At 64.2% G+C, this 24,501-nt stretch carries 19 protein-coding genes; 14 read left to right on the forward strand and 5 right to left on the reverse strand.

Going from position 1 to position 24,501, the window contains the following annotated elements:
- Positions 1 to 47: 47 nt before the first annotated feature.
- The 4 genes from Q8K05_RS03945 (at position 48) to Q8K05_RS03960 (ending at position 4,763) form a co-directional block, all read left to right on the forward strand.
- Complete coding sequence (locus tag Q8K05_RS03945; protein WP_305245221.1) at positions 48 to 1,229, forward strand: CaiB/BaiF CoA-transferase family protein; 1,182 nt, start codon at positions 48 to 50, stop codon at positions 1,227 to 1,229.
- 195 nt (positions 1,230 to 1,424) lie between these two features.
- Positions 1,425 to 2,813 carry an MmgE/PrpD family protein gene (locus Q8K05_RS03950; protein WP_305245222.1) on the forward strand — a complete coding sequence of 463 codons (1,389 nt, stop codon included), beginning with the start codon at positions 1,425 to 1,427 and terminating at the stop codon, positions 2,811 to 2,813.
- Positions 2,810 to 3,679, forward strand: coding sequence for a CoA ester lyase (locus Q8K05_RS03955; RefSeq protein ID WP_305245223.1), 870 nt, complete (start codon positions 2,810 to 2,812; stop codon positions 3,677 to 3,679). Before Q8K05_RS03950 ends, Q8K05_RS03955 begins: the two co-directional genes overlap by 4 nt.
- Positions 3,680 to 3,773: 94 nt before the next feature.
- Positions 3,774 to 4,763, forward strand: a complete 990-nt coding sequence (locus tag Q8K05_RS03960; RefSeq protein ID WP_305245224.1) for a tripartite tricarboxylate transporter substrate binding protein BugD — start codon at positions 3,774 to 3,776, stop codon at positions 4,761 to 4,763.
- A gap of 96 nt (positions 4,764 to 4,859) precedes the next feature.
- Here the strand turns inward: Q8K05_RS03960 and Q8K05_RS03965 are convergent, their stop codons facing one another.
- From Q8K05_RS03965 to Q8K05_RS03975, 3 genes are all read right to left on the reverse strand, one after another.
- Positions 4,860 to 5,618 (reverse strand): aspartate/glutamate racemase family protein, encoded by a 759-nt coding sequence (locus Q8K05_RS03965; protein ID WP_305245225.1) that lies wholly within the window; start codon positions 5,616 to 5,618, stop codon positions 4,860 to 4,862.
- Between the two features lie 162 nt (positions 5,619 to 5,780).
- Complete coding sequence (locus Q8K05_RS03970) at positions 5,781 to 8,855, reverse strand: FAD-binding and (Fe-S)-binding domain-containing protein (protein ID WP_305245226.1); 3,075 nt, start codon at positions 8,853 to 8,855, stop codon at positions 5,781 to 5,783.
- Between the two features lie 3 nt (positions 8,856 to 8,858).
- Positions 8,859 to 9,554, reverse strand: a complete 696-nt coding sequence (locus Q8K05_RS03975) for a GntR family transcriptional regulator (protein ID WP_305245227.1) — start codon at positions 9,552 to 9,554, stop codon at positions 8,859 to 8,861.
- 129 nt (positions 9,555 to 9,683) lie between these two features.
- Between Q8K05_RS03975 and Q8K05_RS03980 the strand changes: the two genes are divergently transcribed.
- From Q8K05_RS03980 to Q8K05_RS03995, 4 genes are all read left to right on the forward strand, one after another.
- Positions 9,684 to 10,904, forward strand: coding sequence for an alanine--glyoxylate aminotransferase family protein (locus Q8K05_RS03980; protein ID WP_305245228.1), 1,221 nt, complete (start codon positions 9,684 to 9,686; stop codon positions 10,902 to 10,904).
- Positions 10,905 to 10,996: 92 nt separating this feature from the next.
- On the forward strand, positions 10,997 to 11,974 hold the full coding sequence (locus tag Q8K05_RS03985) for a tripartite tricarboxylate transporter substrate binding protein (RefSeq protein ID WP_305245229.1): 978 nt from the start codon (positions 10,997 to 10,999) through the stop codon (positions 11,972 to 11,974).
- Positions 11,971 to 13,194: a CaiB/BaiF CoA-transferase family protein gene (locus Q8K05_RS03990; RefSeq protein WP_305245230.1), complete on the forward strand. Its 1,224-nt coding sequence runs from the start codon at positions 11,971 to 11,973 to the stop codon at positions 13,192 to 13,194. Before Q8K05_RS03985 ends, Q8K05_RS03990 begins: the two co-directional genes overlap by 4 nt.
- Positions 13,191 to 13,967: an enoyl-CoA hydratase/isomerase family protein gene (locus tag Q8K05_RS03995; RefSeq protein WP_305245231.1), complete on the forward strand. Its 777-nt coding sequence runs from the start codon at positions 13,191 to 13,193 to the stop codon at positions 13,965 to 13,967. The genes Q8K05_RS03990 and Q8K05_RS03995 overlap by 4 nt, the downstream gene beginning before the upstream one ends.
- Before the next feature lie 37 nt (positions 13,968 to 14,004).
- On the opposite strand, the gene nth is transcribed toward Q8K05_RS03995, so the two are convergent.
- On the reverse strand, positions 14,005 to 14,649 hold the full coding sequence (nth, locus tag Q8K05_RS04000; RefSeq protein WP_305245232.1) for an endonuclease III: 645 nt from the start codon (positions 14,647 to 14,649) through the stop codon (positions 14,005 to 14,007).
- 20 nt (positions 14,650 to 14,669) lie between these two features.
- On the opposite strand from nth, the gene Q8K05_RS04005 reads away from it, so the two are divergent.
- A complete protein-coding gene (locus Q8K05_RS04005) occupies positions 14,670 to 15,860 on the forward strand; it encodes a PLP-dependent aminotransferase family protein (protein WP_305245239.1) in 1,191 nt (396 codons plus the stop codon).
- 62 nt (positions 15,861 to 15,922) lie between these two features.
- Positions 15,923 to 17,953, forward strand: a complete 2,031-nt coding sequence (locus Q8K05_RS04010) for a penicillin-binding protein 1A (RefSeq protein WP_305245233.1) — start codon at positions 15,923 to 15,925, stop codon at positions 17,951 to 17,953.
- Positions 17,954 to 18,072: 119 nt separating this feature from the next.
- Here the strand turns inward: Q8K05_RS04010 and Q8K05_RS04015 are convergent, their stop codons facing one another.
- Positions 18,073 to 20,430, reverse strand: a complete 2,358-nt coding sequence (locus Q8K05_RS04015; RefSeq protein WP_305245234.1) for a Tex family protein — start codon at positions 20,428 to 20,430, stop codon at positions 18,073 to 18,075.
- 133 nt (positions 20,431 to 20,563) lie between these two features.
- Here Q8K05_RS04015 and Q8K05_RS04020 point away from each other — a divergent pair, with 133 nt between their 5' ends.
- The 4 genes from Q8K05_RS04020 to Q8K05_RS04035 all read left to right on the forward strand — a co-directional run bounded on the left by Q8K05_RS04020 (position 20,564) and on the right by Q8K05_RS04035 (position 24,347).
- Complete coding sequence (locus Q8K05_RS04020; protein WP_305245235.1) at positions 20,564 to 22,435, forward strand: monovalent cation:proton antiporter-2 (CPA2) family protein; 1,872 nt, start codon at positions 20,564 to 20,566, stop codon at positions 22,433 to 22,435.
- 83 nt (positions 22,436 to 22,518) lie between these two features.
- Complete coding sequence (locus Q8K05_RS04025; RefSeq protein WP_305245236.1) at positions 22,519 to 23,037, forward strand: hypothetical protein; 519 nt, start codon at positions 22,519 to 22,521, stop codon at positions 23,035 to 23,037.
- Positions 23,038 to 23,112: 75 nt separating this feature from the next.
- Positions 23,113 to 23,880 (forward strand): thioredoxin family protein, encoded by a 768-nt coding sequence (locus tag Q8K05_RS04030; RefSeq protein WP_305245237.1) that lies wholly within the window; start codon positions 23,113 to 23,115, stop codon positions 23,878 to 23,880.
- On the forward strand, positions 23,877 to 24,347 hold the full coding sequence (locus tag Q8K05_RS04035; RefSeq protein WP_305245238.1) for a DM13 domain-containing protein: 471 nt from the start codon (positions 23,877 to 23,879) through the stop codon (positions 24,345 to 24,347). Before Q8K05_RS04030 ends, Q8K05_RS04035 begins: the two co-directional genes overlap by 4 nt.
- Positions 24,348 to 24,501 lie beyond the last annotated feature (154 nt).

Here is a 24,501-nt window from a genome sequence, read left to right on the forward strand (position 1 = left end):
TGGCCGAGCATGTGCTGGGCATGCCGCGCTCTTTCTAAAGGATGGCCATGACCCGACCGCTTGACGGCATCACCGTCGTTTCCCTCGAACACGCGATCGCCGCGCCGTTCTGCACCCGGCAGCTGGCCGACCTGGGCGCGCGCGTCATCAAGGTCGAGCGCCCCGGCACGGGCGACTTTGCGCGCGCTTATGACAGCCGCGTCAAGGGCCTGGCCTCGCACTTTGTCTGGACCAACCGCTCCAAGGAAAGCCTGACTCTGGACCTGAAGCAGCCCGAGGCGCTGGCTACCCTGAAGCAGTTGCTGGGACAGGCCGACGTGCTGGTGCAAAACCTCGCGCCCGGCGCGGCGGCGCGCATGGGCCTGTCTTTCGAGGCGCTCAGCCAGCAACACCCGAAGCTGATCGTCTGCGACATCTCGGGCTATGGCGAAGACGGCCCCTACCGCGACAAAAAGGCCTATGACTTGCTGATCCAGAGCGAAGCCGGTTTTCTGTCGGTCACCGGCACACCCGATGCGCCAGCCAAGGCGGGCAATTCGGTGGCCGACATCGCGGCCGGCATGTACGCCTACACCGGCATCCTGTCGGCGCTGCTGCTGCGCGGCAAGACCGGGCAGGGCAGTCACATCGACGTGTCGATGCTGGAGTCGCTGGCCGAATGGATGAACTACCCGATGTATTACGCGTTCGACGGCGCGCCGCCGCCGCCGCGCACGGCCGCTTCGCACGCCAGCATCTACCCCTATGGTCCGTTTCAGGCTGGCGACGGCGGCACGGTGATGCTGGGCCTGCAGAACGAGCGCGAATGGAAAAGTTTTTGCGACACCGTGCTGAAGGACGCTGGCTTGGCCACTGACCCGCGCTTTGACAGCAACGCCAAGCGCAACCAGCACCGCGACGCGCTCAAAGCCATCATTGTTGATGTGTTCAAAGCGCTGACCACGGCGCAGGTGGAGGCGCGGCTGGATGAAGCGCAAATCGCCAACGCCCGCATGAACGACATGGCCGGCCTGTGGGCGCACCCGCAGCTCAAGGCGCGCGCGCGCTGGCAGGACGTGGGCTCGCCCGCAGGCGACATCCCGGCGCTGCTGCCGCCCGGGCGCAACAACGCGTTTGACTACCGCATGGACCCGGTGCCGGCCGTGGGCCAGCACACCGAGGCCATCCTGCGCGAACTGGGGCGGGGCGATGCCCAGATCGCGGCGCTGCGCGCTGCGAAGGCTATTTGATGACGCAATTTGAGCTTGTAGGTCGGGTTAGCGCAGCGTAACCCAACATCCCCGGAAGGCGCATCCAGAATCGCCGATGTCGGGTTACGCCTTCGGCTAACCCGACCTACGCGATCAATGACTGCTCTTTTAAACATAGCTACTTGTGCCCGCGCAGTATGCACGAAGTGCCAATTTGACTCATAAGGAAACCTCATGACCACTGCTTCTGCCGAATTGGCCGCCTTTGCCGCCAACTTGTGTTTTGAAAATATCCCCGAGAACGTTGTCCGCCGCACCGAGGACTTGCTGGTGGACTGGTTCGCTTCGGCCGTGGCCGGACACGGCGCGCGCGCAGTCGACAGCATCACGCGCTTCGCGCAGGCCATGGGGCCGCAATCTGTGCTGGGCTGCGACACGCCGCCGGCCGGCCCGGCCGAGGTGATTGTCAGCCGCGCGCGCACCAGTCCCTACTTTGCGGCCATGGCCAACGCAGCCGCATCGCATGTGGCCGAGCAGGACGATGTGCACAACGCCTCGGTATTTCACCCGGCCACGGTCGTCTTTCCGGCTGCGGTGGCCACAGCGCAGGCGCTGGGTGCCAGCGGGCAGCAACTGATTGCCGCCAGCGTGGCAGGCTATGAAGTGGGCATTCGTGTGGGGGAGTTCCTGGGTCGATCGCACTACAAGGTGTTTCACACCACGGGCACGGCGGGCACGCTGGCCGCCGCCGCTGCCGTGGGCAACCTGCTGGGGCTCAATGCCCGGCAGATGCAGCATGCCTTCGGTTCGGCGGGTACGCAGTCGGCCGGTCTGTGGGAGTTTTTGCGCACGGCTTCTGACAGCAAGCAGCTGCACACCGCGCATGCCGCAGCGGCGGGCCTGATGTCGGCCTACCTCGCCCAAGACGGCTTTACCGGCGCGGCGCAAATCTTTGAAGGCCCGCAGGGCATGGCCGCCGGCATGTCCAGCGATGCCGACCCGGCCAAGCTCACGGACCGGCTGGGGTCGCGCTGGGCCACGGCCGAAACCTCGTTCAAGTACCACGCCAGTTGCCGCCACACCCATCCGGCGGCCGACGCGCTGCTGCAGGTGATGCAGGCGCATGACCTCAAGTCCGACGATCTGGCGAGCGTCATCACGCATGTGCACCAGGGGGCCATCGACGTGCTGGGGCCGGTGCTGCGTCCCACCACCGTGCACCAGTCCAAGTTTTCCATGGGCACGGTGCTGGCGCTGGTGGCGCGTTTTGGCCATGCCGGTCTGGTCGAGTTTGACCAGCATTTTCTCGACGCCAGCACGCAAAGCCTGCGCGACCGCGTGAGCATGGAACTCGACGCCGAGGTGGACAGCGCCTACCCGCAGCGCTGGATTGGCAAGGTCACCGTGCACACCACCGATGGCCGGGTGCTGCACGGCCGTGTCGACGAGCCCAAGGGCGACCCCGGCAATACGCTGAGCCGCGACGAGATCACGGCCAAGGCGCTGCGCCTGGCCGCCTTCAGTGGCGGTGCCACGCCCGCTGAAATGCAGGCCGCGGTGGACGCGCTGTGGCAGGTCGCGCAGTGGCCGCGCGTGGGAATTTTGCTGGCAGGTGCGGCATGACTGAAACGCCGACCTCCTCACTGGCGCGGGCCCGCTCCTTTTTGTTTGTGCCGGCCAACCGCCCCGAGCGTTACGCCAAAGCGCTGGCCTCGGGCGCCGGCGCGGTCATCATTGACCTGGAAGACGCCGTATCTGCCGACGCAAAAACGGCTGCCCGTGCGCAACTGGCCGAGGGCTTTGCCGGCCTGCCAGCCGACGATCGTTCGCGCCTGCTGGTGCGCATCAACGCCAGCGGCACCCCCTGGCATGACGACGACCTGCTGCTGCTGGGGCAACTGGCGCGCGCTGGCCTGGCCGGTGTGGTGCTGCCCAAGGTCGAGTCGGCGGCCGAGATCAGCCGCGTGGCGGCCTGCGCGGGCCCAGCCTGCGCGCTGCTGCCCATGCTGGAGTCGGCCGCCGGGCTGGCTGTGCTGGATGCGCTGGCCTGCAGCCCTCGGGTAGCCAGGCTGGTGTTTGGCAACCTGGACTTTCAGGCCGATGTGGGCATGGCCTGCGGCCCCGACGAGGCCGAGTTGCTGCCGGTGCGGCTGGCGCTGGTGCTGGCGTCGCGCCGCGCGGGTCTGGCCGCGCCGGTCGATGGCGTCACGCCCAACACCAACAGCACCGACGCGGGGGCGCAGGTGCAGCTTGATGCCGAGCGCAGCCGGCGCGGCGGCTTCGGCGGCAAGCTGTGCATTCATCCGTCGCAGGTGGCCGTGGTCAATGCGGCATTGGGGCCGACGGCCGCCGAACTAGAATGGGCGCGCAGGGTGCTTGAAAAAAACAGCAGCGTGGGCGGCGGTGTTTTCAGCCTTGACGGCCGCATGGTCGATGCGCCTGTGCTGCGGCTGGCCCAGCGCACGCTGGCGTTGCAAGCCGCAGCATGAAACGGGGCAGGACCACGGCGCCGGAATTTTTGAATTTTTCTATGGCACAGCGCCATGAGGCCACTGCTTTTTTTACTAACGACAAGGAGACAAGATGAATTTCAAACTTAAAACCCTGCTGCTGGCCTGTGCCGCGGCAGCCACGCTGGGCGCGGGCACGCAGGCCTTCAGCCAGGCTGCTTTTCCGGATAAACCGGTTTCCCTGGTCGTGCCTTTTGCCGCCGGCGGCCCGACCGATGTGGTGGCCCGCATGATTGCCATACCGATGAGCAAGGCGCTGGGCCAGACCGTGCTGGTCGAAAATACCGTCGGCGCCGGCGGCACCATTGCGGCTACCCGGGTGGCGCGCGCCGCACCCAATGGCTACACGCTCTTTATTCACCACATGGGCATGGCCACAGCGCCCGCCCTGTACCGCAAGCTCAGCTTCGACCCGCTGAAAGACTTCGAATACATCGGCCAGGTGGTCGATGTGCCCATGACCCTGCTGGCACGCAAGGACTTTCCCGCCGCCAACTTTTCCGAGTTGCAGACTTACCTCAAAACCAATGGTAAAAACGTCTCGCTGGCCAATGCAGGGCTGGGCGCAGTCTCGCACCTGTGCGGCTTGCTGTTCATGAGCCAGATCGGCGTCGAACTCAATACCATTCCTTACAAGGGCACAGGCCCGGCCATGAACGACCTGCTCGGCGGCCAGGTGGATTTGCTGTGTGACCAGACCACCCAAACCGTTCCGCTGATCAAGGACGGGCGGGTCAAGGTCTATGGCGTGACTTCTTTGAACCGCCTGTCCGCGCTGCCCGATGTGCCCACGCTGAACGAGCAGGGCCTCAAAGGGTTTGAAGTGAAGGTCTGGCACGGCATGTACGCGCCCAAAGGCACGCCAGCGCCGGTGCTCGAAAAAATCAACGCCGCCTTGCGCGCAGCGATGCAGGACCCGATGGTCAAGCAGCGACTGGCCGAACTGAGCTCGGACATTCCACCGATGGAAAAAATCTCTCCGGCAGGCCTGAAAACCCATCTGGAAGCTGAAATCACGAAGTGGGCGCCGGTCATCAAGAAGGCTGGCATTTACGCCGATTAAGCGGGTGTTTTTTGGAAGCCAAATTGGCTTCCAGCCCTCAAAACCTTTTCACGGATCTCCCTGATCTGGCCGACGGCTTGCCGCAGTGTGCGCGCTTTACAGGGCAAGCAGCCGTCCCCAGCCTGGCAGCGTGTCGCGGATGCCGGCCAGGCGCAGGGTATGCCAGGCCAGCGCCTGGTTGCTGGAAATCACCGGCTTGCCGAGCTTCGCCTCCAGGCCGGCGATGAGGTGGGCGACGCGCACGCTGGTGCAGGAGACGAAAACAGCATCCACCTCCTGTGCCCCAAGCTGTTCCACCGCCGCCGCCAGCGAGGGGCCGTCGATGCGCGCCACCTCGTTGTCATCCTCGTGGTTGAAGGAGCCGAATACCGGCACCGCCACGCCGCGCGCCTCGATGTAATCGCACATCCAGTTATTGACCGATTCGACGTAGGGCGTGAGCAGGGCGATGCGCTTGGCCCCGAGCGCGTCCAGCGCCGCCAGCGCGGCGGTGATGGGCGTGCTGCAGGCGACGCCGGGGCGCGCCTCGCGAATGCGGGAAAACACATGCTCCTCGCCGATGACCATGGACCCCGAGGTGCAGGCAAAGGAGACGACGTCGATTTTTTCGCCGGGGCGCAGCAGCGCGGTGGCGCCGGCGATGTCCTTTTCCATCGCCGCCAGGGTATCCGGGTTGATCGCCGCCGCGTTGTAGAGGCGGCTGGTGTGCGTGACCACGCCGGGCAGGTGGATCATCTCGTGCCACTCGTGTTCCAGGGTGATGTCGGTGGCAAGGACGATCAGGCCCAGCGCCGCGCGATGGGCGACACCGGCGTCCATCGTGAAAGGAAGGTGTTCTAATTTTTGACGGGACATTTTTACCTTGATGGAAACGCTGCACAAAAAAGCGTCCTCAGACGCGCAACAAGCTTAACGCATTCCGTGTGCGTTGGCGCCCCTTGCGCTGCGGGGCACGGCTACCTGGCTGTGAATGCGTGGCGCCTGTCCCGCCCGTAACATCCAGCGCAGCTGCAGGCTTCAGTCCTGCAGCTGCCGGGCCAGCAACACCGCAACATGAACCGCTTCGCGCTGCGCGCCATCACGGATCTGGTGGCGGCAACTGGTGCCGTCGGCCACTACGATGGCGTCGGGCTGTTGGCGTACGGCGGGCAGCAAGCTGAGCTCGGCCATCTGCATCGACACCTCGTAATGGCTGGCCTCGTAGCCGAAACTGCCCGCCATGCCGCAGCAGCTCGACTCGATCAGTTCGGGTTTGGCGCCCGGAATCAGCTTGAGCACGTCGATGATCGGGCTCACCGCGCCAAAGGCCTTCTGGTGGCAATGGCCGTGCAGCAGGATCGGTTGATCGACTGGCTTGAGCCTGGCCTTGAGCGTTTCAAGCTGCCCGGCAGTCGCTTCGCGCGCCAGGAATTCTTCGAACAGCAGTGCCTGCCGGCTGATGGTTTGGGCCGCGTCGCCCAGGCCCATCACCAGCATTTCGTCGCGCATCGTCAGCAGGCAGGAAGGCTCCAGCCCGACGATGGCAATGCCTTTTTCGGCAAACGGGAGCAGGGCGGCGACCAGTTCGCTTGCCTTGGCTTTGGCCTTGTCCACCATGCCGCTGGCCAGGTAGGTGCGGCCGCAGCACAGGCTTTTGCCATCTGCTACTGTTTTAGTAGCAATGTGCACCGTGTAGCCGGCGGCTTGCAGCACTTTTAATGCTGAACTGGCGTTGCCTGCTTCAAAGTAGCCGTTGAAGGTGTCCACAAACAGCACGACGGGCTTGGCTGCAGCCAGCACTTCTTCACGGCTGGCGCCGGCCGCGCCCGAGTTGAAGAAGGTCTGGGTCTTCCACTGCGGCAGCGTGCGTTTTGCGGAAAAGCCCATCATTTTTTCGCTCAGCGCGGCCAGGCCGGGAATCTTGTCGCGCAGGTTCAGCAGCAGCGCCAGGCGGCTGGCCCAGTGGGCGTAGTCAGGCAGATAGGCCACCAGCTTGTCTTTGAGCGTGTAGCCGTGTTTGGCTTTGTAGTGGTGCAAAAACTCGACCTTCATCCTGGCCATGTCCACGCCGGTCGGGCAGTCGCGCTTGCAGCCTTTGCAGCCCACGCACAAGTCCAGCGCGTCCTTCACCGCGTCGCTGGTGAAGGCGTCTTCGGCCTTGATACCTTCGAGCTGGCCCGACAAAGCCAGGCGCAGCGTGTTGGCGCGGCCGCGTGTCAGGTGTTTCTCGTCGCGCGTGACGCGGTAGCTCGGGCACATGGTGCCCGCGTCAAACTTGCGGCAGTGGCCGTTGTTGTTGCACATTTCCACCGCTTTGGCAAAGCCTTGGGCGGCATCGCCGCCGGTGCCGGGCGCGCCGGTTTGCTCGGTCACCGGGTCGTTCTGCACATTCCAGGCGCTCCAGTCGAGCGCGGTCTGGATTGGAATCACCTTGTAGCTGGGCGCAAAGCGCATCAAGCGCGTATCGTCCATCTTGGGCGGGTTGACGATGCGCTGCGGGCTGAGCAGGTTCAGCGGATCGAGGTAATTCTTGATCTGCGCAAACGCGTCGTTGATCTTCGGGCCAAACTGCCATTCCACCCACTCACCGCGGCACAGGCCATCGCCATGTTCACCGCTGTAGGCGCCCTTGTAGTGGCGCACCAGGGCCGAGGCTTCTTCGGCAATGGCGCGCATTTTGGAAGCACCTTCGCGGCGCATGTCCAGGATGGGCCGCACATGCAATGTGCCGACCGAGGCATGGGCATACCAGGTGCCTTTGCTGCCGTATTTGCGGAAGACCTGCGTCAGCGCATCGGTGTAGTCGGCCAGATGCGCCAGCGGCACGGCGCAGTCTTCAATAAAGCTGACCGGCTTGCCGTCGCCCTTGAGGCTCATCATGATGTTGAGGCCCGCCTTGCGCACTTCCCAGAGGTTTTTTTGCGGTGCGTCGTCAATCATTTCGACCACCGATCCCGGCAGGCCTAGTTCGCCCATCAGCTCGACCAGCTGTTTGATCTTGGGCGTGAGTTCGGCCTTGGAGCTGCCCGAGAACTCCACCAGCAAAATCGCATCGGGCTGGCCGATCAGCGCGGTTCGCACGGTGGGCGCAAAAGCCGGGTTTTGCAGCGACAGCTCTATCATCGTGCGGTCAACCAGCTCCACCGCCGTCAGCGTGCCGTCGCCGAGCTTGACGATGTGCTGGGCCGAATCCATCGCTTGGTAGAACGTCGGAAAGTTCACCACGCCCAGCACCTTGGCGCGCGGCAATTCGCTCAGGCGCAGCGTCAGTGATTTGGTCAGCGCCAGCGTGCCTTCGCTGCCCACCAGCAGGTGCGCCAGATTGACCGAGCCATCGGGCGTGTACGGTTTTTCGTTCTGGTTGTTGAAGATGTCCAGGTTGTAGCCGGCCACCCGGCGCAGCACCTTGGGCCAGTGCGCTTCGATTTCCGGGCGAAGCTGGTCAGACAGCGCCTTGACGTAATCGCCCAGTGCGCGGGCCGGGCCGGAGGCAGCGTCGTAGCGCCCCAGTTCCAGCAAGCTGCCGTCAGAGCGCCAGGCCGTGGCGCCCAGCACGTTGTGCACCATGTTGCCGTAGGCGATGCTGCGGCTGCCACAGGAGTTGTTGCCCGCCATGCCGCCCAGCGTGGCTTGCGCGCTGGTGGACACATCGACCGGATACCACAACCCGTGCGGCTTGAGCGCAGCATTGAGATGGTCGAGCACGATGCCGGGCTCGACCTCGGCGGTGCGCGCTTCGGCATCGACAGCGAGGATGTTGCGCACATGCTTGGCGTAGTCAATGACCAGTCCGGCGCCTACGGTCTGGCCGCACTGGCTGGTGCCGCCGCCACGCGGAACGATGGGCACCTGCAGGTCGCGGCAGATATCAAGCGCGGTTTTTACGTCGGTGGCATGGCGCGGCACGAACACGCCGACCGGCATCACCTGGTAGATGGACGCATCGGTCGCGTAGCGGCCCCGGTCAGTGCCTGAAAAAAGCACTTCGCCTTTGGTTTCTGCAGCCAGCCGGGCAGCCAGGCGGCCGGCCACTTCGTTGCTGACGCGCGCCACATCGTCGTAAGCGTGGGCGGCGGCTTCCTGGGTGATTTTCAGGGGGAGGGGAGCATTCATTGTTCAGGCTTTTGAAGAGGGACGGCTGGCTGCACCGGCATCGTGCAACTGCTGAATCACGGCATCGAGCTTGTGGGCCAGGTGCTCGGACATGACGGCGCGCATGGCCACAGGGTCGCGAGCGTTCAGCGCCGCCACCATCCGCTCATGCTCCTTGACAGCATCGCGCCACTTTTCCTCGTTCTGGTTGGAGCGAAAGCGCAGGGCCTGCAAGCGTGCATTGACCTGGTTGTAGGTGGCGATGAGTACCGGGTTTTTGGCTGCAGCATTGATTGCGCGGTGAATCGCCGAGTTCAGCCGGTAGTAGGCCGGCAGGTCGCGGCGCGTGTAGGCGGCCAGCATGTCAAAGTGCATGGCCTTGATTTCGTTCAGTTCGGCGTCGGTGATGCGCTGGGCCGCCAGTTCACCCGACTGGGCTTCCAGCCCGGACATGACCTCGAAGGTGTTGCGCACATCGGCTTCGGTCAGTTCGACCGCGATTGCGCCCCGGTTGGGCAGCAACTCGACCAGGCCTTCGGCCGCGAGCATCTTGATGGCCTCGCGCAGCGGTGTGCGCGAGACATTGAGCACTTCGCTGAGCTCGCGTTCATTGAGTTTGGCGCCGGGCGGAATGCGGTTTTCGACCAGCATCTGGCGCAGGCGGTGCGCAACCTGCTCGTGCAGGGCGGCGCGGGGGATGGCAATGATTTCTGCGGACATGGTAGTAAATTTTGTATGCAAAAAATATGTACGTTAAATCAATCGTAAACCCTAGGTAGTTGCTATTGTCGTTGACAAATGAATTTTGTATGCAAAAAATAGCGAAACCACCTCCGGAGTATCCGCTACATGTTGACGCTAGATTTTCATCCCACCGGCCGCCACTTTCTGCAAATCCCAGGCCCCTCGCCGGTGCCCGACCGCATCCTGCGCGCCATGAGCCTGCCCACCATCGACCACCGCGGCCCCGAATTCGCAGCGCTGGGCTTGAAGGTGCTGGCCGATGTCCAGAAAATCTTCCAGACCCGCCAGCCCGTCATCATTTACCCCGCTTCCGGCACCGGCGCCTGGGAAGCAGCGCTGGCCAACACGCTGAGCCCCGGCGACCATGTGCTGATGTACGAAACCGGCCACTTTGCCGCGCTGTGGCAAAAGCTGGCGGTACGGTTGGGGCTTAAAACCGAGGTGATGAGCCATCCGGGCGCCGACGTTTGGCGCCACGGTGTGCAGGCCAGCCTGATTGAGGAGCGCCTGAAGGCCGACACCCAGCACGCGATCAAGGCGGTGTGCGTGGTGCACAACGAAACCTCCACCGGCGTGACCAGCAACATCGCCGCGGTGCGCAAGGCGATGGACGCCGCCAAACACCCGGCGCTGCTGCTGGTCGACACCATTTCGGGCCTGGCCTCGGCCGACTACCGCCATGACGAATGGGGCGTTGACGTGAGCATCAGTGGTTCGCAAAAAGGCCTGATGTTGCCGCCCGGCATCAGTTTCAACGCCGTGTCTGCCAAGGCCCTTGAGGCCAGCAAAAAGGCTACGCTGCCCAAAGCTTTCTGGGCCTGGGACGAAATCATCGAGATGAACAAGACCGGCTACTGGCCGTCAACACCCAACACCAATTTGCTCTACGCACTCAGCGAAGCCTGCGACATGCTGCTGGCGCATGGTCTGGAGGCCGTGTTTGCGCGCCATCAGCGCTGGGCCCAGGGCGTGCGCGCTGCCGTCAAGGCCTGGGGTCTGCAAATCCAGTGCGCCGATGCGGCCGTGTATTCGCCGGTGCTGACCGGCGTGATGATGCCAGGCGGCATTGACGCCGATGCGGTGCGCAAGATCATTTACGAGCGCTTTGACTGCTCGCTGGGCACGGGGCTGGGCAAGGTCAAGGGAAAAATGTTCCGCATCGGCCACCTGGGCGACTGCAACGACCTGACGCTGATGGCCGCGCTGGCCGGTTGCGAGATGGGCCTGAAGCTGGCGGGCGTCAAGCTGGCAGGTTCGGGCGTGCAAGCCGCGATGGACCACTTTTCAAGCCACGCCGCCGTGGCGCCAGAGCGTAAGGCGGCTTGAACGAAAGTTCATATTGCTATTGAGTTGGTAGCGCATCACGCCGATAGAGCGTGGGCTAGAGGTCTATTTCATTAACACCAGGAGACAAAACCATGCAACGCAGAACCTTCATCAGCGCCACCGGCGCCGCAGCCGCCACCATCGCCGCCCCCACACTGTGGGCGCAGGCATTGCCCACCAATCCGATCCGCATCATTGTCGGTTTTGCGCCGGGCGGCGGCACCGACATCCTGGCCCGCGTCATTGCGCAAAAACTCTCGGTGATGTGGAACACCACCGTGCTGGTCGAAAACAAGGCCGGGGCCGCCGGCATGATTGCCGCCGATTACGTGGCCAAGCAGCCCAGCGACGGCACCACGCTGCTGATGGCGCACATCAACAGCCACGCCATTGCGCCCGCGCTCACGCCGAAGATGACCTACAGCGTCGAAAACGACTTCACGCCTCTCGTGCTGGTGGGCGTGACACCCAATTTGCTGGTCTGCAACGAGCAGCAGGCGGCACGCACGGTGAAAGACGTGGTGGAGTTGTGCCGCAAGAACCCCGGCAAGATCAGCTTTGGCTCGGCCGGCAACGGATCGGCGCAACACCTGGCGCTGGAGATGTTCAAGCTGGCCGCCAAGATCGACGCGATTCATGTGCCCTACAAGGGCTCGGGCCCCATGCTCACCGACCTGATCGGCGGTCAGATCAACTACAGCTTTGACACCATGACGGCAGCGACGCCACACGTCAAAAGCGGCAAGGCGATTGCCGTGGCGCAGACCCGCCAGAAGCGCGCCAAAGGCCATCCGAACGTGCCGACCATGGATGAATCGGGTTTTTCGGGCTTCGAGGCCACCACCTGGTACGGCCTGGTCGGCCCGGGCAAGCTGCCTCTAGCGCTGGCCAAACGCATGAATGAAGACATCAACAAGGTTCTGCAGATGCCCGACGTGGCTGAAAAGTTTGAGCAGTACGGTGCCGAAGATGGCGGCGGTTCGACTGAAAAGTTTGGCGATTTCATCAAGGTCGAATCGAGGAAATGGGCCAAAGTCGTGAAAGACGCCAATGTGAAGGGCGACGCATGAGTTCTCAGGAGAGCAGCAACAAGCGCCCCTTGCCGTTGGCCGGCGTCCGGGTGCTGGACATCAGCCAGGTCATGGCCGGCCCGTATGCCTGCATGCTGCTGGCCGACCTCGGGGCCGACGTCATCAAGATTGAGCCGCCCGGCGGCGGCGATCAGACGCGGGGCGCCATGGGCTTCAAGATGAAGGGGCCCGATTCGATGGGCTTTCTGAACATGAACCGCAACAAGCGCAGCGTCGCGCTGAACCTCAAGTCCGACGCCGGGCGCGAGTTGCTGCTGCGCATGGCAAAAGACGCCGACATCCTGATCGAAAACTACCGTCCTGGCGCCATGACGCGCCTGGGCCTGGGCTACGACGTGCTGAAAGAGATCAACCCCCGGCTGGTCTACACCAGTATTTCGGGCTTCGGCCAGACCGGGCCCTGGGCCGACCGCCCCGGGTTCGACCTGATGGCGCAGGCCATGTCTGGCGTGATGAGCGTGACCGGCTACCCGGGCGGCCCGCCGGTGAAGGCCGGCGTGCCGGTGGCCGACATTGGCTGCGCCCTGTTTGCGATCTATGGCACGCTGTCCGCCTACATCGGCGCCAAGGCCACGGGCCAGGGCCAGTACATCGATGCGTCGCTGTTCGACTCGGCCATGGCTTTTTCGGTCTGGGATATTTGCGACTACTGGGGCACGGGCAAGCCGCCCGAGCCGCTGGGCACGGCCAACAAAATGACCGCGCCTTACCAGGCCATGGCCAGTGCCGACGGTTATTTCGTGATGGGCGCCAACAACCAGAAGCTCTGGCTCAAGCTGTGCGGACTGATCGAGCGGCCCGACCTGGCCGAGGATGCGCGCTTTTCCACCATCTCGCTCCGGCTGGCCAACCGGGCAGCGCTGGAGGAAGAACTGGAGCGCAGCTTTCGCGAGCAGCCCAAGGACTACTGGGTGGACACGCTGCTGGCAGCAGGCATTCCGGCCGGCCCCATCCTGACTTACCCGGAAGCCTTTGAGAGCGAGCACGGCCGGGCGCGCAAAATGCGCATGGAAATTGACCATCCCATCGAGGGCACGGTGCCCAACATCGGCTTTGCGGTCAAGCTCTCGGGCACGCCGCAGCAGGTGCGGCGGCATCCGCCGCTGCTGGGCGAACACAACGCCGAAGTGCTGGCCGAACTGGGCATCAGCGCCGACGAGCAGGCTGAACTGGAGGCGCAGGGCGCGTTCGCGGCATGAGCAAGGGCACGGTTCACCTGAGTATCCAGGGCGGCGTGGCGTCGGTCACGTTTGACCGCCCGCAGGCGCGCAACGCCATGACCTGGGCGATGTACGAGCAGCTCGGCAACATTTGCGAGCAGCTGCAGGCCGATGCGGCGGTCCGCGTGGTCACGTTTCGCGGTGCGGGCGGCGAAGCGTTCGTGGCCGGGACCGACATCGAACAGTTCACCTCTTTTGGCAGCGGCGAGGACGGCGTGGCTTACGAGCAGCAAATCGACCAATGCATTCAGCGGCTCGAAGGGCTGCGCATGCCGACCGTGGCCGTGATCGAGGGCTGGGCGATTGGCGGCGGGCTGGCGATTGCCACGGCCTGCGATTTCCGCATGGCCACGCCTGCCTCGCGCTTTGGCGTGCCGATTGCCCGGACGCTGGGCAACTGCCTGTCGGTGGCCAACCTGGCGCGGCTGAGCGCCGTGTTCGGCATGCCGCGCGTCAAGCGCATGCTGATGCTGGCTGAAACACTGGCCGCCGGCGAAGCGCTGGACTGCGGTTTTCTGTTGCAGATCAGCGAGGCCGGCGAGATGGATGCCGCGCTGGCTGATTTGTGCGAACGGCTGGGCGCGCTGGCACCCGTGACGCAAAGCGTGTCCAAGGAAGGCCTGCGCCGGCTGGTGAGTCACAACTCGCCGCCAGACGACGACCTGATCCGCCGCTGCTACGGCAGCGACGACTTCCGGGAAGGCGTGGATGCTTTTGTGACCAAGAGGCGCCCGGTCTGGAAAGGGACGTAGCCCGGCGGTCGGGTCAATCAGGTACGCGCCAACCCCTTCAAGCCGCTGGCGGCTCGGTCTTGGGTTTGTAGTCGCACCACTGCGCCACACCGCACTGCCAGCACTTCGGTTGGCGGGCAACGCACACATAACGCCCCAGCAAGATCAGCCAGTGGTGCGCATCAACCAGGTAGGCCGGTGGAATGCGCTTGAGCAGTTTGAGTTCGACCTCCAGCGGCGTTTTGCCCGGCGCCAGCCCGGTGCGGTTGCTGACGCGGAAAATGTGGGTATCGACCGCCATGGTGGCCTCGCCAAAACCGGTGTTGAGCACCACGTTGGCGGTTTTACGACCCACGCCGGGCAGGGCCTCCAGCGCTTCGCGGGTACGCGGCACCTGGCCGCCATGCTGCTCAAGCAGTATCCGGCAGGTTTGCATCAAATGCCTGGCCTTGCTGCGGTACAGGCCAATGGTTTTGATGTAGCCCTCCAGCCGTTCCAGTCCCAAATCCAGCATGGCCTGTGGCGTAGGGGCGACTGCAAAAAGCTGGCGTGTGGCCTTGTTCACGCTCACGTCCGTGGCTTGCGCCGACAGCAGCACCGCGACCAGCAGCTCAAACACGCTCGTATACTTCAATTCAGTCACGGGCTGTGGATTGGCCGCCTTCAAAGCGGCAAAAAACGGCTCAATGTTTTCCTTCTTCATGGACCAATTCTCCCATGCCGCTGCACTTTTCCGACCGCCTCAACAATGTCGAAACTTCCGCCATCCGGGAGCTTTTCAAACTGCTGGGCAAGCCCGGCATCATCAGTTTTGCGGGCGGCTTTCCTGATCCGGCGATGTTTGATGTGGACGGCATCCGCGAAGCCGTCAATGCGGCGCTGACCGAAAACCCCGGCGCGGCGCTGCAGTACGGCGCCACCGAAGGCTACACCCCCCTGCGCGAGCAACTGGCCGCGTTCATGGCCAGCAAGGGCTGCCAGGACATAGCCCCCGAGAACCTCATCGTCACCACCGGCAGCCAGCAGGCCCTTGACCTGATCGGCAAAACCATGATCGACCCGGGGGACAAGGTCATCGTCGAAGGCCCGACCTTTCTGGCCACCATCCAGTGCTTTCGCCTGTATGGCGCAGAAGTCATCAGCGCCCCCATTGATGCGCACGGCGTCAAGACCGACGAGCTTGAAAAGCTCATGGCCGAGCACAAGCCCAAGTTCGTGTACCTGATTCCGACCTTCGGCAATCCGAGCGGCGCGCTGCTCAGCCTGGCGCGCCGCAAGCAGGTGCTGGAGATGGCCGTCAAACACCAGACGCTGGTGGTCGAAGACGACCCGTACGGCGACCTCTACTTTGGCGAAGCACCGCCGCCATCCTTGCTGGCCCTGAGCGACAGCGTGCCTGGCAGCCGCGAGTTGCTGGTGCATTGCGGCTCGCTCAGCAAGGTGCTGTCGCCCGGCCTGCGCGTGGGCTGGATGATCGGCCCCGACGAGTTGCTGGCCAGGGCCACCATGTGCAAACAGTTCAGCGACGCCCACACCAGCACCTTTGCCCAAGCCACCGCCGCCCAATACCTCAAGGCGGGCCGCATGCCCGCCACACTGGCCCATGTGCGCAAGGTATACGGCGAACGCGCCGCCGCCATGGGGGAAGCCCTCAGGCGCGAGCTCGGCGCAGCCGTGTCGTTTGAGCAGCCCCAGGGCGGCCTGTTCTTTTGGGCCAGCCTGACGGGCGAGGGCGGCAAAACCCGGGACGCAGGCGAATTTGCCAAAAAGGCGATTGAGCAGCTCGTGGCCTTTGTGCCGGGTGCGCCGTTTTATGCGGCGAATCCCGACATGGCGACGTTCAGGCTGAGTTTTGCCACGGCCGATATTGCGAAAATTGACGAGGGCGTAGGCAGGCTGGGCAACGCGCTGTAGGCGCAGACGACGACGTGGTGCGACCACTCGTGCGAGCCGCACGGTGCCCTTAGACTCTGCCCATGAATCCTGCCCTCCAACGCGCTGCCACTTTTGCCACTGCGGCGTTTCACCGCCTGATAAGCCTTGTCAAGCGGTATCCGGTCCGGGCCGCTTTGCTGCTTCCGGCGCTGATGGTGCTGTACGTGCTGGTGCTGATTCCTTTCACGCCCGGCATTGGCGACTTGCGCAAGGCCAAGTCCGAAGTGCCGTCGGTGCTGCTGGCGTCTGATGGCACGGTGCTGGCCGAGTACAAGCGCATCAACCGTCAGTGGGTGACGCTGGACAAAATATCGCCGCATGTCGTCAACGCGCTGATTTCCACCGAAGACCACCGGTTTTACCAGCACCACGGCATTGACTTTCGCCGCACGGCGGGCGCGGTGCTCAGCACCTTGACGGGCGAACTGCAGGGTGGCTCGACCATCACGCAGCAGCTGGCGCGCAACCTCTACCCCGAAGAAATCGGCCGCGCCACCACCATCACGCGCAAGGTCAAGGAGGCCATTACCGCGCTGAAGATCGAGGCGGTGTATTCCAAGCCCGAGATACTGGAGACCTACCTCAACACCGTGCCCTTTCTCTACAACGCCTTTGGCATCGAGATGGCGGCGCAGACTTATTTCGACAAGTCTGCCGACAAGCTTGATGTGCTCGAAAGCGCCACGCTGATTGGCATGCTCAAGGGCACGAGCTATTACAACCCGGTACTCAACCCCGCGCGCGCCAGGCAGCGCCGCAACCTGGTGCTGGCCCAGATGGCCAAACACGGCAAGCTGGAGCCGGCCCGCCTGGAGGCGCTGGCCAAGCGGCCGTTGCGGCTGGATTTTGAGCGCCAGGTCGAGCCGCTGGGCATGGCCCCCCACGTCGCGCAGCATCTGCGCAAATGGCTGATTGCGTGGGCCGACAGCAAGGGCTACGACATCCATGCCGATGGCCTGCGGGTGCGCACCACGCTGGACGCCCAGATCCAGAAGCTGGCCAACCAGGCGGTGGCGCGGCAGATGGCGCAGCTGCAAAAGCTGGCCGACGGGCAGCGCAGGGCGGGGCAGGAGCGTGCCGTGCTGCAGGCCGGCTTTTTAGCGATGGACCCGCGTAACGGCGCGGTGCGGGCCTGGGTGGGCAGCCGTGACTTTGCACAGGAGCAGTTTGACCATGTCAGCCAGGCGCGCCGCCAGCCCGGCTCGACCTTCAAGCCTTTTGTCTATGGGGCGGCCTTCATGCAGGGCCTGAGTCCGTTCGATACCTTCATCGACCAGCCGGTCGCCATCGCGTCTCAGGGCGGCGACGTGTGGACGCCCAGCGATGACGCGCCGCCCAGCGGCCTGCCCACAAGCCTGCGCGACGGGCTGGTTTACTCCAAAAACACCATCACGGCCCAACTGATGCAGCAAGTCGGGCCGGCCCGCGTGGGGCAACTGGCGCAGGCCATGGGTGTGCGCCAAAGCAAGCTGGACCTGGTGCCCTCGCTGGCCCTGGGCACCAGCCCGGTCACGCTGCTGGAAATGGTGACGGCCTACGGCACCATTGCCAATGGCGGCCACTACCGGGCGCCGGTGCTGGTGGCGCGCGTGGAAGACCGCAACGGCCAGTTGCTGGAAGCTTTCGAGCCGGTCATGGAGTCCGAGCTGGCGATGCCGCGCGCGCACGCGCTGACGCTGGTGGACGTGATGCGCGGCGTGATCGACCAAGGCACCGGGGTGGCCATTCGCCAGCGCTACGGCATTCAGGCCGACGTGGCCGGAAAAACCGGCACCACGCAGGACAACACCGACGGCTGGTTCATCATGATGCACCCGCAGCTGGTGGCGGGCGCCCGGGTCGGGTTCAATGACAACAGCCGCACGATGGGGTCGTGGGGCCAGGGAGCGCGCAGCGCGCTGCCCATGGTCGGAGATGTTTTCCAGCAAGCGCTGCGTAATCGCTGGCTAGACCAAAACGCCGAGTTCGACATACCGCGGCCGCAGCCAGCGCCTGAGCAGCAGCGGCGCAGTGATCCGCTGGCGGAAATCGTCAACGGTTTGTTCGGCAGGATTCTGAAACAGCTGCAGTAGTCCGGTTCAGTGTGGCTCGCCCCCCGCTGTGTGCATTGAGCGACAGCGCCGCCACCGATTTTCTCAAAACCCAGGCAATGCAGGCGTTGGCATGCCCGTCGCTCCGAAGGCCTGACAGCCTATTTCTTGAGCGCCGCCAGCTTGCTGAATGCGGACTCCATGGCGGTTGAAGCGGCGGGCTGCGGGGTGTTGGGTCGCCCACCGCCGTAGCTGCCATGGGTTCCCCGGTTTTGCGGGCCAGGCCGCGCACTTTCAAAGCGGTTGTCACGCGGGCCATCCCGGCGCGCTGGCGCATCGCCCAGCTTCATGGTCAGGCCGATGCGCTTGCGCGCCACATCGACTTCGGTTACTCGAACTTTGACGATGTCGCCGGTTTTGACGACCTCGCGCGCGTCGGTCACAAACTTGTTGGCGAGCTGGCTCACATGCACCAGGCCGTCCTGGTGAACGCCAATGTCCACAAACGCGCCAAAAGCGGCCACGTTGCTGACCGTGCCTTCCAGCGTCATGCCGGGCTGAAGATCCTTGATGTCTTCAACGCCGTCGTTGAAGCGGGCCACCTTGAAGTCGGGACGCGGGTCACGCGCTGGTTTTTCCAGCTCGGCCAGAATGTCCTTGACCGTGATGACGCCAAATTTTTCGTTGGCGAACAGCTCGGGTTTCAGCGTCTTGAGCATCTCGGCGCGGCCCATCAGTTCGGCCACCGGTTTGCCGGTGTGCGCCATGATTTTTTCCACCACCGAATAAGTTTCGGGGTGCACGCCGGTCATGTCCAGCGGGTTGGTGCTGGCGCGCAAGCGCAAAAAGCCAGCGCTCTGCTCAAAGGTTTTGGCGCCCAGGCCGGTGACCTTGAGCAAATCGGCGCGGCTGCCAAACGCGCCATTGGCATCGCGCCAGCGCACCACCGACTTGGCCACCGTCTGGCTCAGGCCCGACACGCGCGCCAGCAGCGGCACGCTGGCGGTGTTCAGGTCCACGCCCACGCTGTTCACGCAGTCTTCGACCACGGTGTCCAGGCTGCGCGCCAAGTCGCTCTGGTTCACGTCATGCTGGTACTGGCCGACGCCAATCGAGTTGGGGTCGATCTTGACCAGTTCGGCCAGCGGGTCTTGCAGGCGGCGGGCAATGCTGGCGGCGCCGCGCAGGCTCACGTCCACGTCGGGCATTTCCTGGCTGGCAAATTCGCTGGCCGAATAGACCGAGGCGCCGGCTTCGCTGACCACCACGCGCTGCATGCCATCAATCTGCTTCATCAAATCGGCGGCCAGCTTGTCGGTTTCGCGGCTGGCCGTGCCGTTGCCAATGGCAATCAGGTTCACGCCGTGCTTTTCGCAGAGTTTGGCCAGGGTGTGGAGCGAGCCGTCCCAGTCCCTGCGCGGCTCATGCGGGTATATCGTGGCGGTTTCGACCAGCTTGCCGGTGGCATCAACCACCGCCACTTTCACGCCGGTGCGAATGCCGGGGTCCAGCCCCATGACCACACGCGGGCCGGCCGGTGCGGCCAGCAGCAGGTCGCGCAGGTTGTCGGCAAACACCTTGATCGCGACTTTTTCGGCCTCTTCACGCAGGCGGCTGAACAGGTCGCGCTCGATCGACAGGCTCAGCTTGACCTTCCAGGTCCAGGCCACACATTTGCGCAGCAGGTCGTCGGCCGCCCTGCCCTTGTGGCTCCAGCCGAGGTGAACGGCAATTTTTCCTTCAGCGATGCTCGGTTTGCCGGGCTCGGAGATCTCGGGCAGCAGCAGCTTGGCGTCGAGGATCTCCAGCCCGCGGCCGCGGAACACCGCCAGCGCGCGGTGCGACGGCACACGGCCAATCGGTTCGTCGTAGTCGAAATAATCGCGGAACTTGCTGTTGTCGATGTTGTTCTCGTCCTTGCCGGCGACCAGCTTGGACGACAGCAGCCCTTCGCTCCACAACCACTGGCGCAGCATCTGCAGCAGCGCGGCGTCTTCGGCCCAGCGTTCACTCAGGATGTCGCGCACGCCGTCGAGCACCGCCTGCACCGTGGTGAAGTCGTCGCCGCTTTCCATTTTTTCAGCCTTGACGAAGGCCACGGCCTCGTCCGCCGGCACCAGCGCCGGGTCGGCAAACAGCTTGTCGGCCAGCGGTTCGATGCCGGCCTCCCGCGCCATCTGACCCTTGGTGCGGCGTTTTTGCTTGAAGGGCAAATACAGGTCTTCGAGCTCCTGCTTGGTCGGTGCGGCGGCAATCGCGGCGGCCAGTTCGGGCGTGAGTTTGCCTTGCTCATCAATGCTTTTGAGCACGGCTTCGCGCCGCTCTTCCAGCTCGCGCAGGTAGCCGAGCCGGAATTCGAGTTCGCGCAGCTGGATGTCGTCGAGGCCGCCGGTGACTTCCTTGCGGTAACGCGCGATAAATGGCACCGTGGCGCCGCCGTCGAGCAGTTCCACCGCGGTTTTGACCTGGTGCTCCTGGACCTTGATTTCTGCGGCGATCTGGCGAATGATTTTTTGCATGTAATTTCTGGAATGCGCGGGGAGAAAGGGGGCGAGTTTGCCACAGGCGGCAGCGCCGGCAGGTCGCCAAAGTCCGCTACCATGTTCACCTCCCCTCCCCCCTCTTATCCATCCAGCAGCACACAGGACATCCATGGCAGTTGAACAAGGCGGCGAACTCCTCAAGGTGGTGGTCCTGTTGGGCGCTGGCGTGCTGGCTGTGCCCCTGTTCAAGCGCCTCGGGCTGGGCTCGGTGCTCGGTTACCTGGCGGCAGGCCTGGCCATCGGTCCCTTCGGCATGGGTTTTTTCAGCGAGGCCGGGACCATCCTGCATGTGGCCGAACTCGGCGTGGTGATGTTCCTGTTTGTGATCGGCCTGGAAATGCAGCCGACTCGGCTATGGAAGTTGCGCCGCGAAATCTTCGGACTTGGCCTGGCGCAGGTGGTGGTCTGCGGCGCGCTGCTGACCGCCGTGGGCGCGGCGGCCGGGCTCACGCTGCCGGTGGCCTTTATCGCGGCCATGGGTTTTGTGCTGTCATCCACCGCCATCGTGATGCAACTGCTGGACGAGCGCGGCGACACCTCCACGCCGCGCGGCCAGCGCATGGTCTCCATCCTGCTGCTGGAGGATCTGGCCATCGTGCCGCTGCTGGCCATCGTCGCCTTCATGGCGCCGGCCACCTCGGGCGGCGTGTCGCGCTGGGTCACGATTGGCGCGGCGCTGGCCGCCATTGTTGGCCTGGTGGCGGTCAGCCGCTGGCTGCTGAACCCGCTGTTTCGCATACTCGCCAAGTCGCACGCGCGTGAGGTCATGACGGCCGCCGCGCTGCTGGTGGTGCTGGGCTCGGCACTGGCCATGCAGTGGGGTGGGTTGTCGATGGCGATGGGTGCGTTTGCCGCCGGCGTGATGTTGTCTGAATCAACCTTCCGGCACCAGCTTGAAGCCGACATCGAGCCCTTCCGTGGCATTTTGCTGGGCCTGTTTTTCATGGGCGTGGGCATGTCGCTGGACATTCCGCTGGTGCTGGCCGACTGGCCACTGATCCTGGGCGGTGTGCTGGCCTACATGCTGTTCAAGGGCATCGGTATCTACGCCGTGGCGCGGGTCACAAAATCCAGCCATGGTGATGCGCTGCAGCGCACCGCGCTGATGGCCCAGGGCGGCGAGTTTGCCTTTGTGCTGTATTCGGCGGCCGCCGCGGCCGGGATGATCGACGCCAGTGTCAACGCCATCCTGACGGCAGTCATCATCATCTCGATGGCGCTGACCCCGCTGGCGGTGTTTGCGCTGCGCTGGGTCACGCCAGCCGGGTCCGCACCCGACATGGACGGCATTGAAAGCGTGGAGGAAGCACGCGAGATCAAGGGCAGCGTGCTGATCATCGGTTTCGGCCGCTTCGGACAGATCGCCAGCCAGGCGCTGCTGGCGCGCGGCATCGACATTGCGCTGATCGAAAACGACACCGACATGATCCGCAGCGCGGCGCAGTTCGGCTTCAAGGTGTATTACGGCGACGGCACCCGCATGGACGTGTTGCACGCCAGCGGCGCGGGGCATGCACGGGCCATCCTGGTCTGTGTGGACAACAAGGAGGCCACCACACGCATCATCGAGCTGGCCAAACACGCGTTTCCGCTGACACCCATCCTGGCGCGCTCCTATGACCGCCAGCACGCGATCGAACTGATCCGCAGCGGCGTGGACTACCAGATGCGCGAGACCTTCGAATCGGCCCTGGCCTTCAGCGGCGAAGCCTTGCGCCGGCTCGGCGTGGCCGACGCCGAAGTGGCCGAGATCGCTGGAGACATCCGGCGCCGCGACGCCGAGCGGCTGCAACTGCAGCTGTGTGGCGACGTCAGCAGCGGCATAAACCTGATGCACGGCGGGCGCTGGACCCCGACCCCGCTGACGCGGCCCAAACAGGCCGGCCAGGCGCTGAATGAAGAAGCTGCCGAAGTGATCGAGGAGGCGCAGGCTTCCTCGCCCCCTTCGCCGCCGGATCCACGGGTGCCCGGGCCGGGCTAGGCGCGGATTCAGGCTTTTTTCCTACAGACAGGAGCGGTCCTGCCGCGGGAAGATGGGGCCTTCTATTTGCAGGAGTTCCGAGCATGCGTACCCGAACCATTGTGTTGATCGTGGCCATTGTGCTGATGGCCGGTTTTGCCGCGTTGAACATGGACGAATTTACCCGCCCCTCCCTGTTGAGCCTGGGCTTCACCACGGTGCAGGCGCCGCTGGGCCTGGTCATGCTGGTGATTCTGGCGGCAGCGCTGCTGCTGTTCCTGGCAAGCACGCTGTACATCCAGAGCACCCATCTGATCGAAACCCGGCAGACCGCGCGCGAGCTGCATGCCCAGCGCGACCTGGCCGACAAGGCCGAGGCCTCGCGTTTCACCGAACTGCGCAACTACCTTGAAGCGCAGACCCTTGCCGCCCAGCAGCGTGAAGCCGCGCAAGCGACCGTGTTGTCCGAGCGGCTGGCGCAGAGCCAGCAGGCGCTGGCCGCCAAAATCGACCAGTCCGGCAACACCCTGGCGGCTTATATCGGCGAGCTGGAAGACCGGCTCGAAAGCCGCGATGGCGTGCGCCGCGCGCCCATCGTCGCAGAGCCCCCAATCTTGCGCTAAGGAAGCCGCGCAGCAGCTGTAAGAAGCCGCCGCGCCGTGCGACCAACCGGGACACCGCTTGACAGGATGCCGGCCATGGACTTCTTTGCTCCTAAAATAATAGCTGCTTGCGCTTTTCTGGCGGGGGCCACAGCCACATTTGGCATGCAAACCCAGTGCAGCGCGAGTTCCGGGCCGCTGGTGACCCCGGTGCTGGAGCTCTACACCTCGGAAGGCTGCAGTTCCTGTCCGCCGGCCGACCAGTGGGCCTCGGGCTTCAAAGGCGAAGACGTGGTGGTGCAGGCCTTTCACGTTGGTTACTGGGACTACATCGGCTGGGTGGACCGGTTTGCCACGCCGGCCCACACCACGCGCCAGCGCGAGGTCGCCGTCAATAACCGCCTGCGCAACATCTATACCCCGCAAGTGGTGGTCAACGGCCGCGACTTGCCGCAATGGGGCAACGCCAGGTCGCGCATTACCGGCACCCGTCCTCCTGCCACCCTGCACGTTGCGATAAAACGGCTGGCCGATGACCAGTTCGAAGCGACCGTCACCCCGTCGGCGGGTACGGGCGCGGCACAGGCCTGGGTCGCCTACTGGACGGTGACGGAACACGGCCACAGCTCCCGGGTCAAGGCCGGTGAGAACGCCGGCGAATTTCTGAAACACGACTTTGTGGTGCGCCAGTACACCCAGGCCGGCACTTACCAAAGCGGCAGCATGCCGCAGAAATTGGCTTTCCGCAGCGTGACCGCGACGCCCGGCCATGAGCGACAAATCAACCTGGTGCTGGTCGAGCCGCGCAGCGGCAACACCCTGCAGGCCTTGAGCCTGCAATGCGGCAGCGGGAAGGCGTCATGAAAAAGATCATGTTGCTGACGGCGTCGCATCTGGCGGTGCTGCTCGCCGGTTTCGTGCTGGGCATCTACCTGCTGCCCATCCTGACGGCACCTGTAACGCCCTCCGCTGCACAGGTGCAGGCGGTGGCAGGCCAGTCCGACTTCAAGGGCAGCTTCCGCCGCGACCTCGCCGGCAGCGACCTGCTGCATTGGGGCGAAGGTGAGGTCTCGGTGGGCCGGCATGCGATTGCGCTGATGGGCAAGATCGCGCCCGGCCCCGACTACAAGCTTTACCTGGTGCCGGAGTTCGTCGAGAACGAGGCTCAGTTCCTGCAGCTCAAGTCCCGTTCGCAGCGTGTGGGCGACATCAAGACCTTCGAGAACTTCATCGTGACGGTGCCCGACGGCGTGGACGTGGCGCAATACACCACGGTGCTGGTTTGGTGCGAAACCTTTTCAGAATTCATCTCGGCGGCGAAGTACCGCTAGGAGTCTGGGCGGTAGAAGGCGTCGAAGCGAAAAGTGGCCCCGGCGAGGACAGTTTTTGCCGGGTTTGCAGCGCCATAGCCGTAGCTATGGGGCAAAAAGCCGGTGAAAAATGGACCGTCGCGGCCGCTTTGCAGCCGACGTTCCTTCTGCCGCC

Origin of the sequence: Polaromonas sp. (assembly GCF_030682935.1) — a bacterium.
Taxonomy (GTDB): domain Bacteria; phylum Pseudomonadota; class Gammaproteobacteria; order Burkholderiales; family Burkholderiaceae_C; genus Polaromonas.

Coding starts and splice junctions, on each gene's coding strand:
- Q8K05_RS03960 (WP_305245224.1), top strand. CDS start 3,774: ATGAATTTCAAACTTAAAACCCTGCTGCTGGCCTGTGCCGCGGCAGCC.
- Q8K05_RS03985 (WP_305245229.1), top strand. CDS start 10,997: ATGCAACGCAGAACCTTCATCAGCGCCACCGGCGCCGCAGCCGCCACC.
- Q8K05_RS04025 (WP_305245236.1), top strand. CDS start 22,519: ATGCGTACCCGAACCATTGTGTTGATCGTGGCCATTGTGCTGATGGCC.
- Q8K05_RS03980 (WP_305245228.1), top strand. CDS start 9,684: ATGTTGACGCTAGATTTTCATCCCACCGGCCGCCACTTTCTGCAAATC.
- Q8K05_RS03995 (WP_305245231.1), top strand. CDS start 13,191: ATGAGCAAGGGCACGGTTCACCTGAGTATCCAGGGCGGCGTGGCGTCG.
- nth (WP_305245232.1), bottom strand. CDS start 14,649: ATGAAGAAGGAAAACATTGAGCCGTTTTTTGCCGCTTTGAAGGCGGCC.
- Q8K05_RS03990 (WP_305245230.1), top strand. CDS start 11,971: ATGAGTTCTCAGGAGAGCAGCAACAAGCGCCCCTTGCCGTTGGCCGGC.
- Q8K05_RS04015 (WP_305245234.1), bottom strand. CDS start 20,430: ATGCAAAAAATCATTCGCCAGATCGCCGCAGAAATCAAGGTCCAGGAG.
- Q8K05_RS03970 (WP_305245226.1), bottom strand. CDS start 8,855: ATGAATGCTCCCCTCCCCCTGAAAATCACCCAGGAAGCCGCCGCCCAC.
- Q8K05_RS03955 (WP_305245223.1), top strand. CDS start 2,810: ATGACTGAAACGCCGACCTCCTCACTGGCGCGGGCCCGCTCCTTTTTG.
- Q8K05_RS04020 (WP_305245235.1), top strand. CDS start 20,564: ATGGCAGTTGAACAAGGCGGCGAACTCCTCAAGGTGGTGGTCCTGTTG.
- Q8K05_RS03945 (WP_305245221.1), top strand. CDS start 48: ATGACCCGACCGCTTGACGGCATCACCGTCGTTTCCCTCGAACACGCG.
- Q8K05_RS04030 (WP_305245237.1), top strand. CDS start 23,113: ATGGACTTCTTTGCTCCTAAAATAATAGCTGCTTGCGCTTTTCTGGCG.
- Q8K05_RS03975 (WP_305245227.1), bottom strand. CDS start 9,554: ATGTCCGCAGAAATCATTGCCATCCCCCGCGCCGCCCTGCACGAGCAG.
- Q8K05_RS04035 (WP_305245238.1), top strand. CDS start 23,877: ATGAAAAAGATCATGTTGCTGACGGCGTCGCATCTGGCGGTGCTGCTC.
- Q8K05_RS04010 (WP_305245233.1), top strand. CDS start 15,923: ATGAATCCTGCCCTCCAACGCGCTGCCACTTTTGCCACTGCGGCGTTT.
- Q8K05_RS03965 (WP_305245225.1), bottom strand. CDS start 5,618: ATGTCCCGTCAAAAATTAGAACACCTTCCTTTCACGATGGACGCCGGT.
- Q8K05_RS03950 (WP_305245222.1), top strand. CDS start 1,425: ATGACCACTGCTTCTGCCGAATTGGCCGCCTTTGCCGCCAACTTGTGT.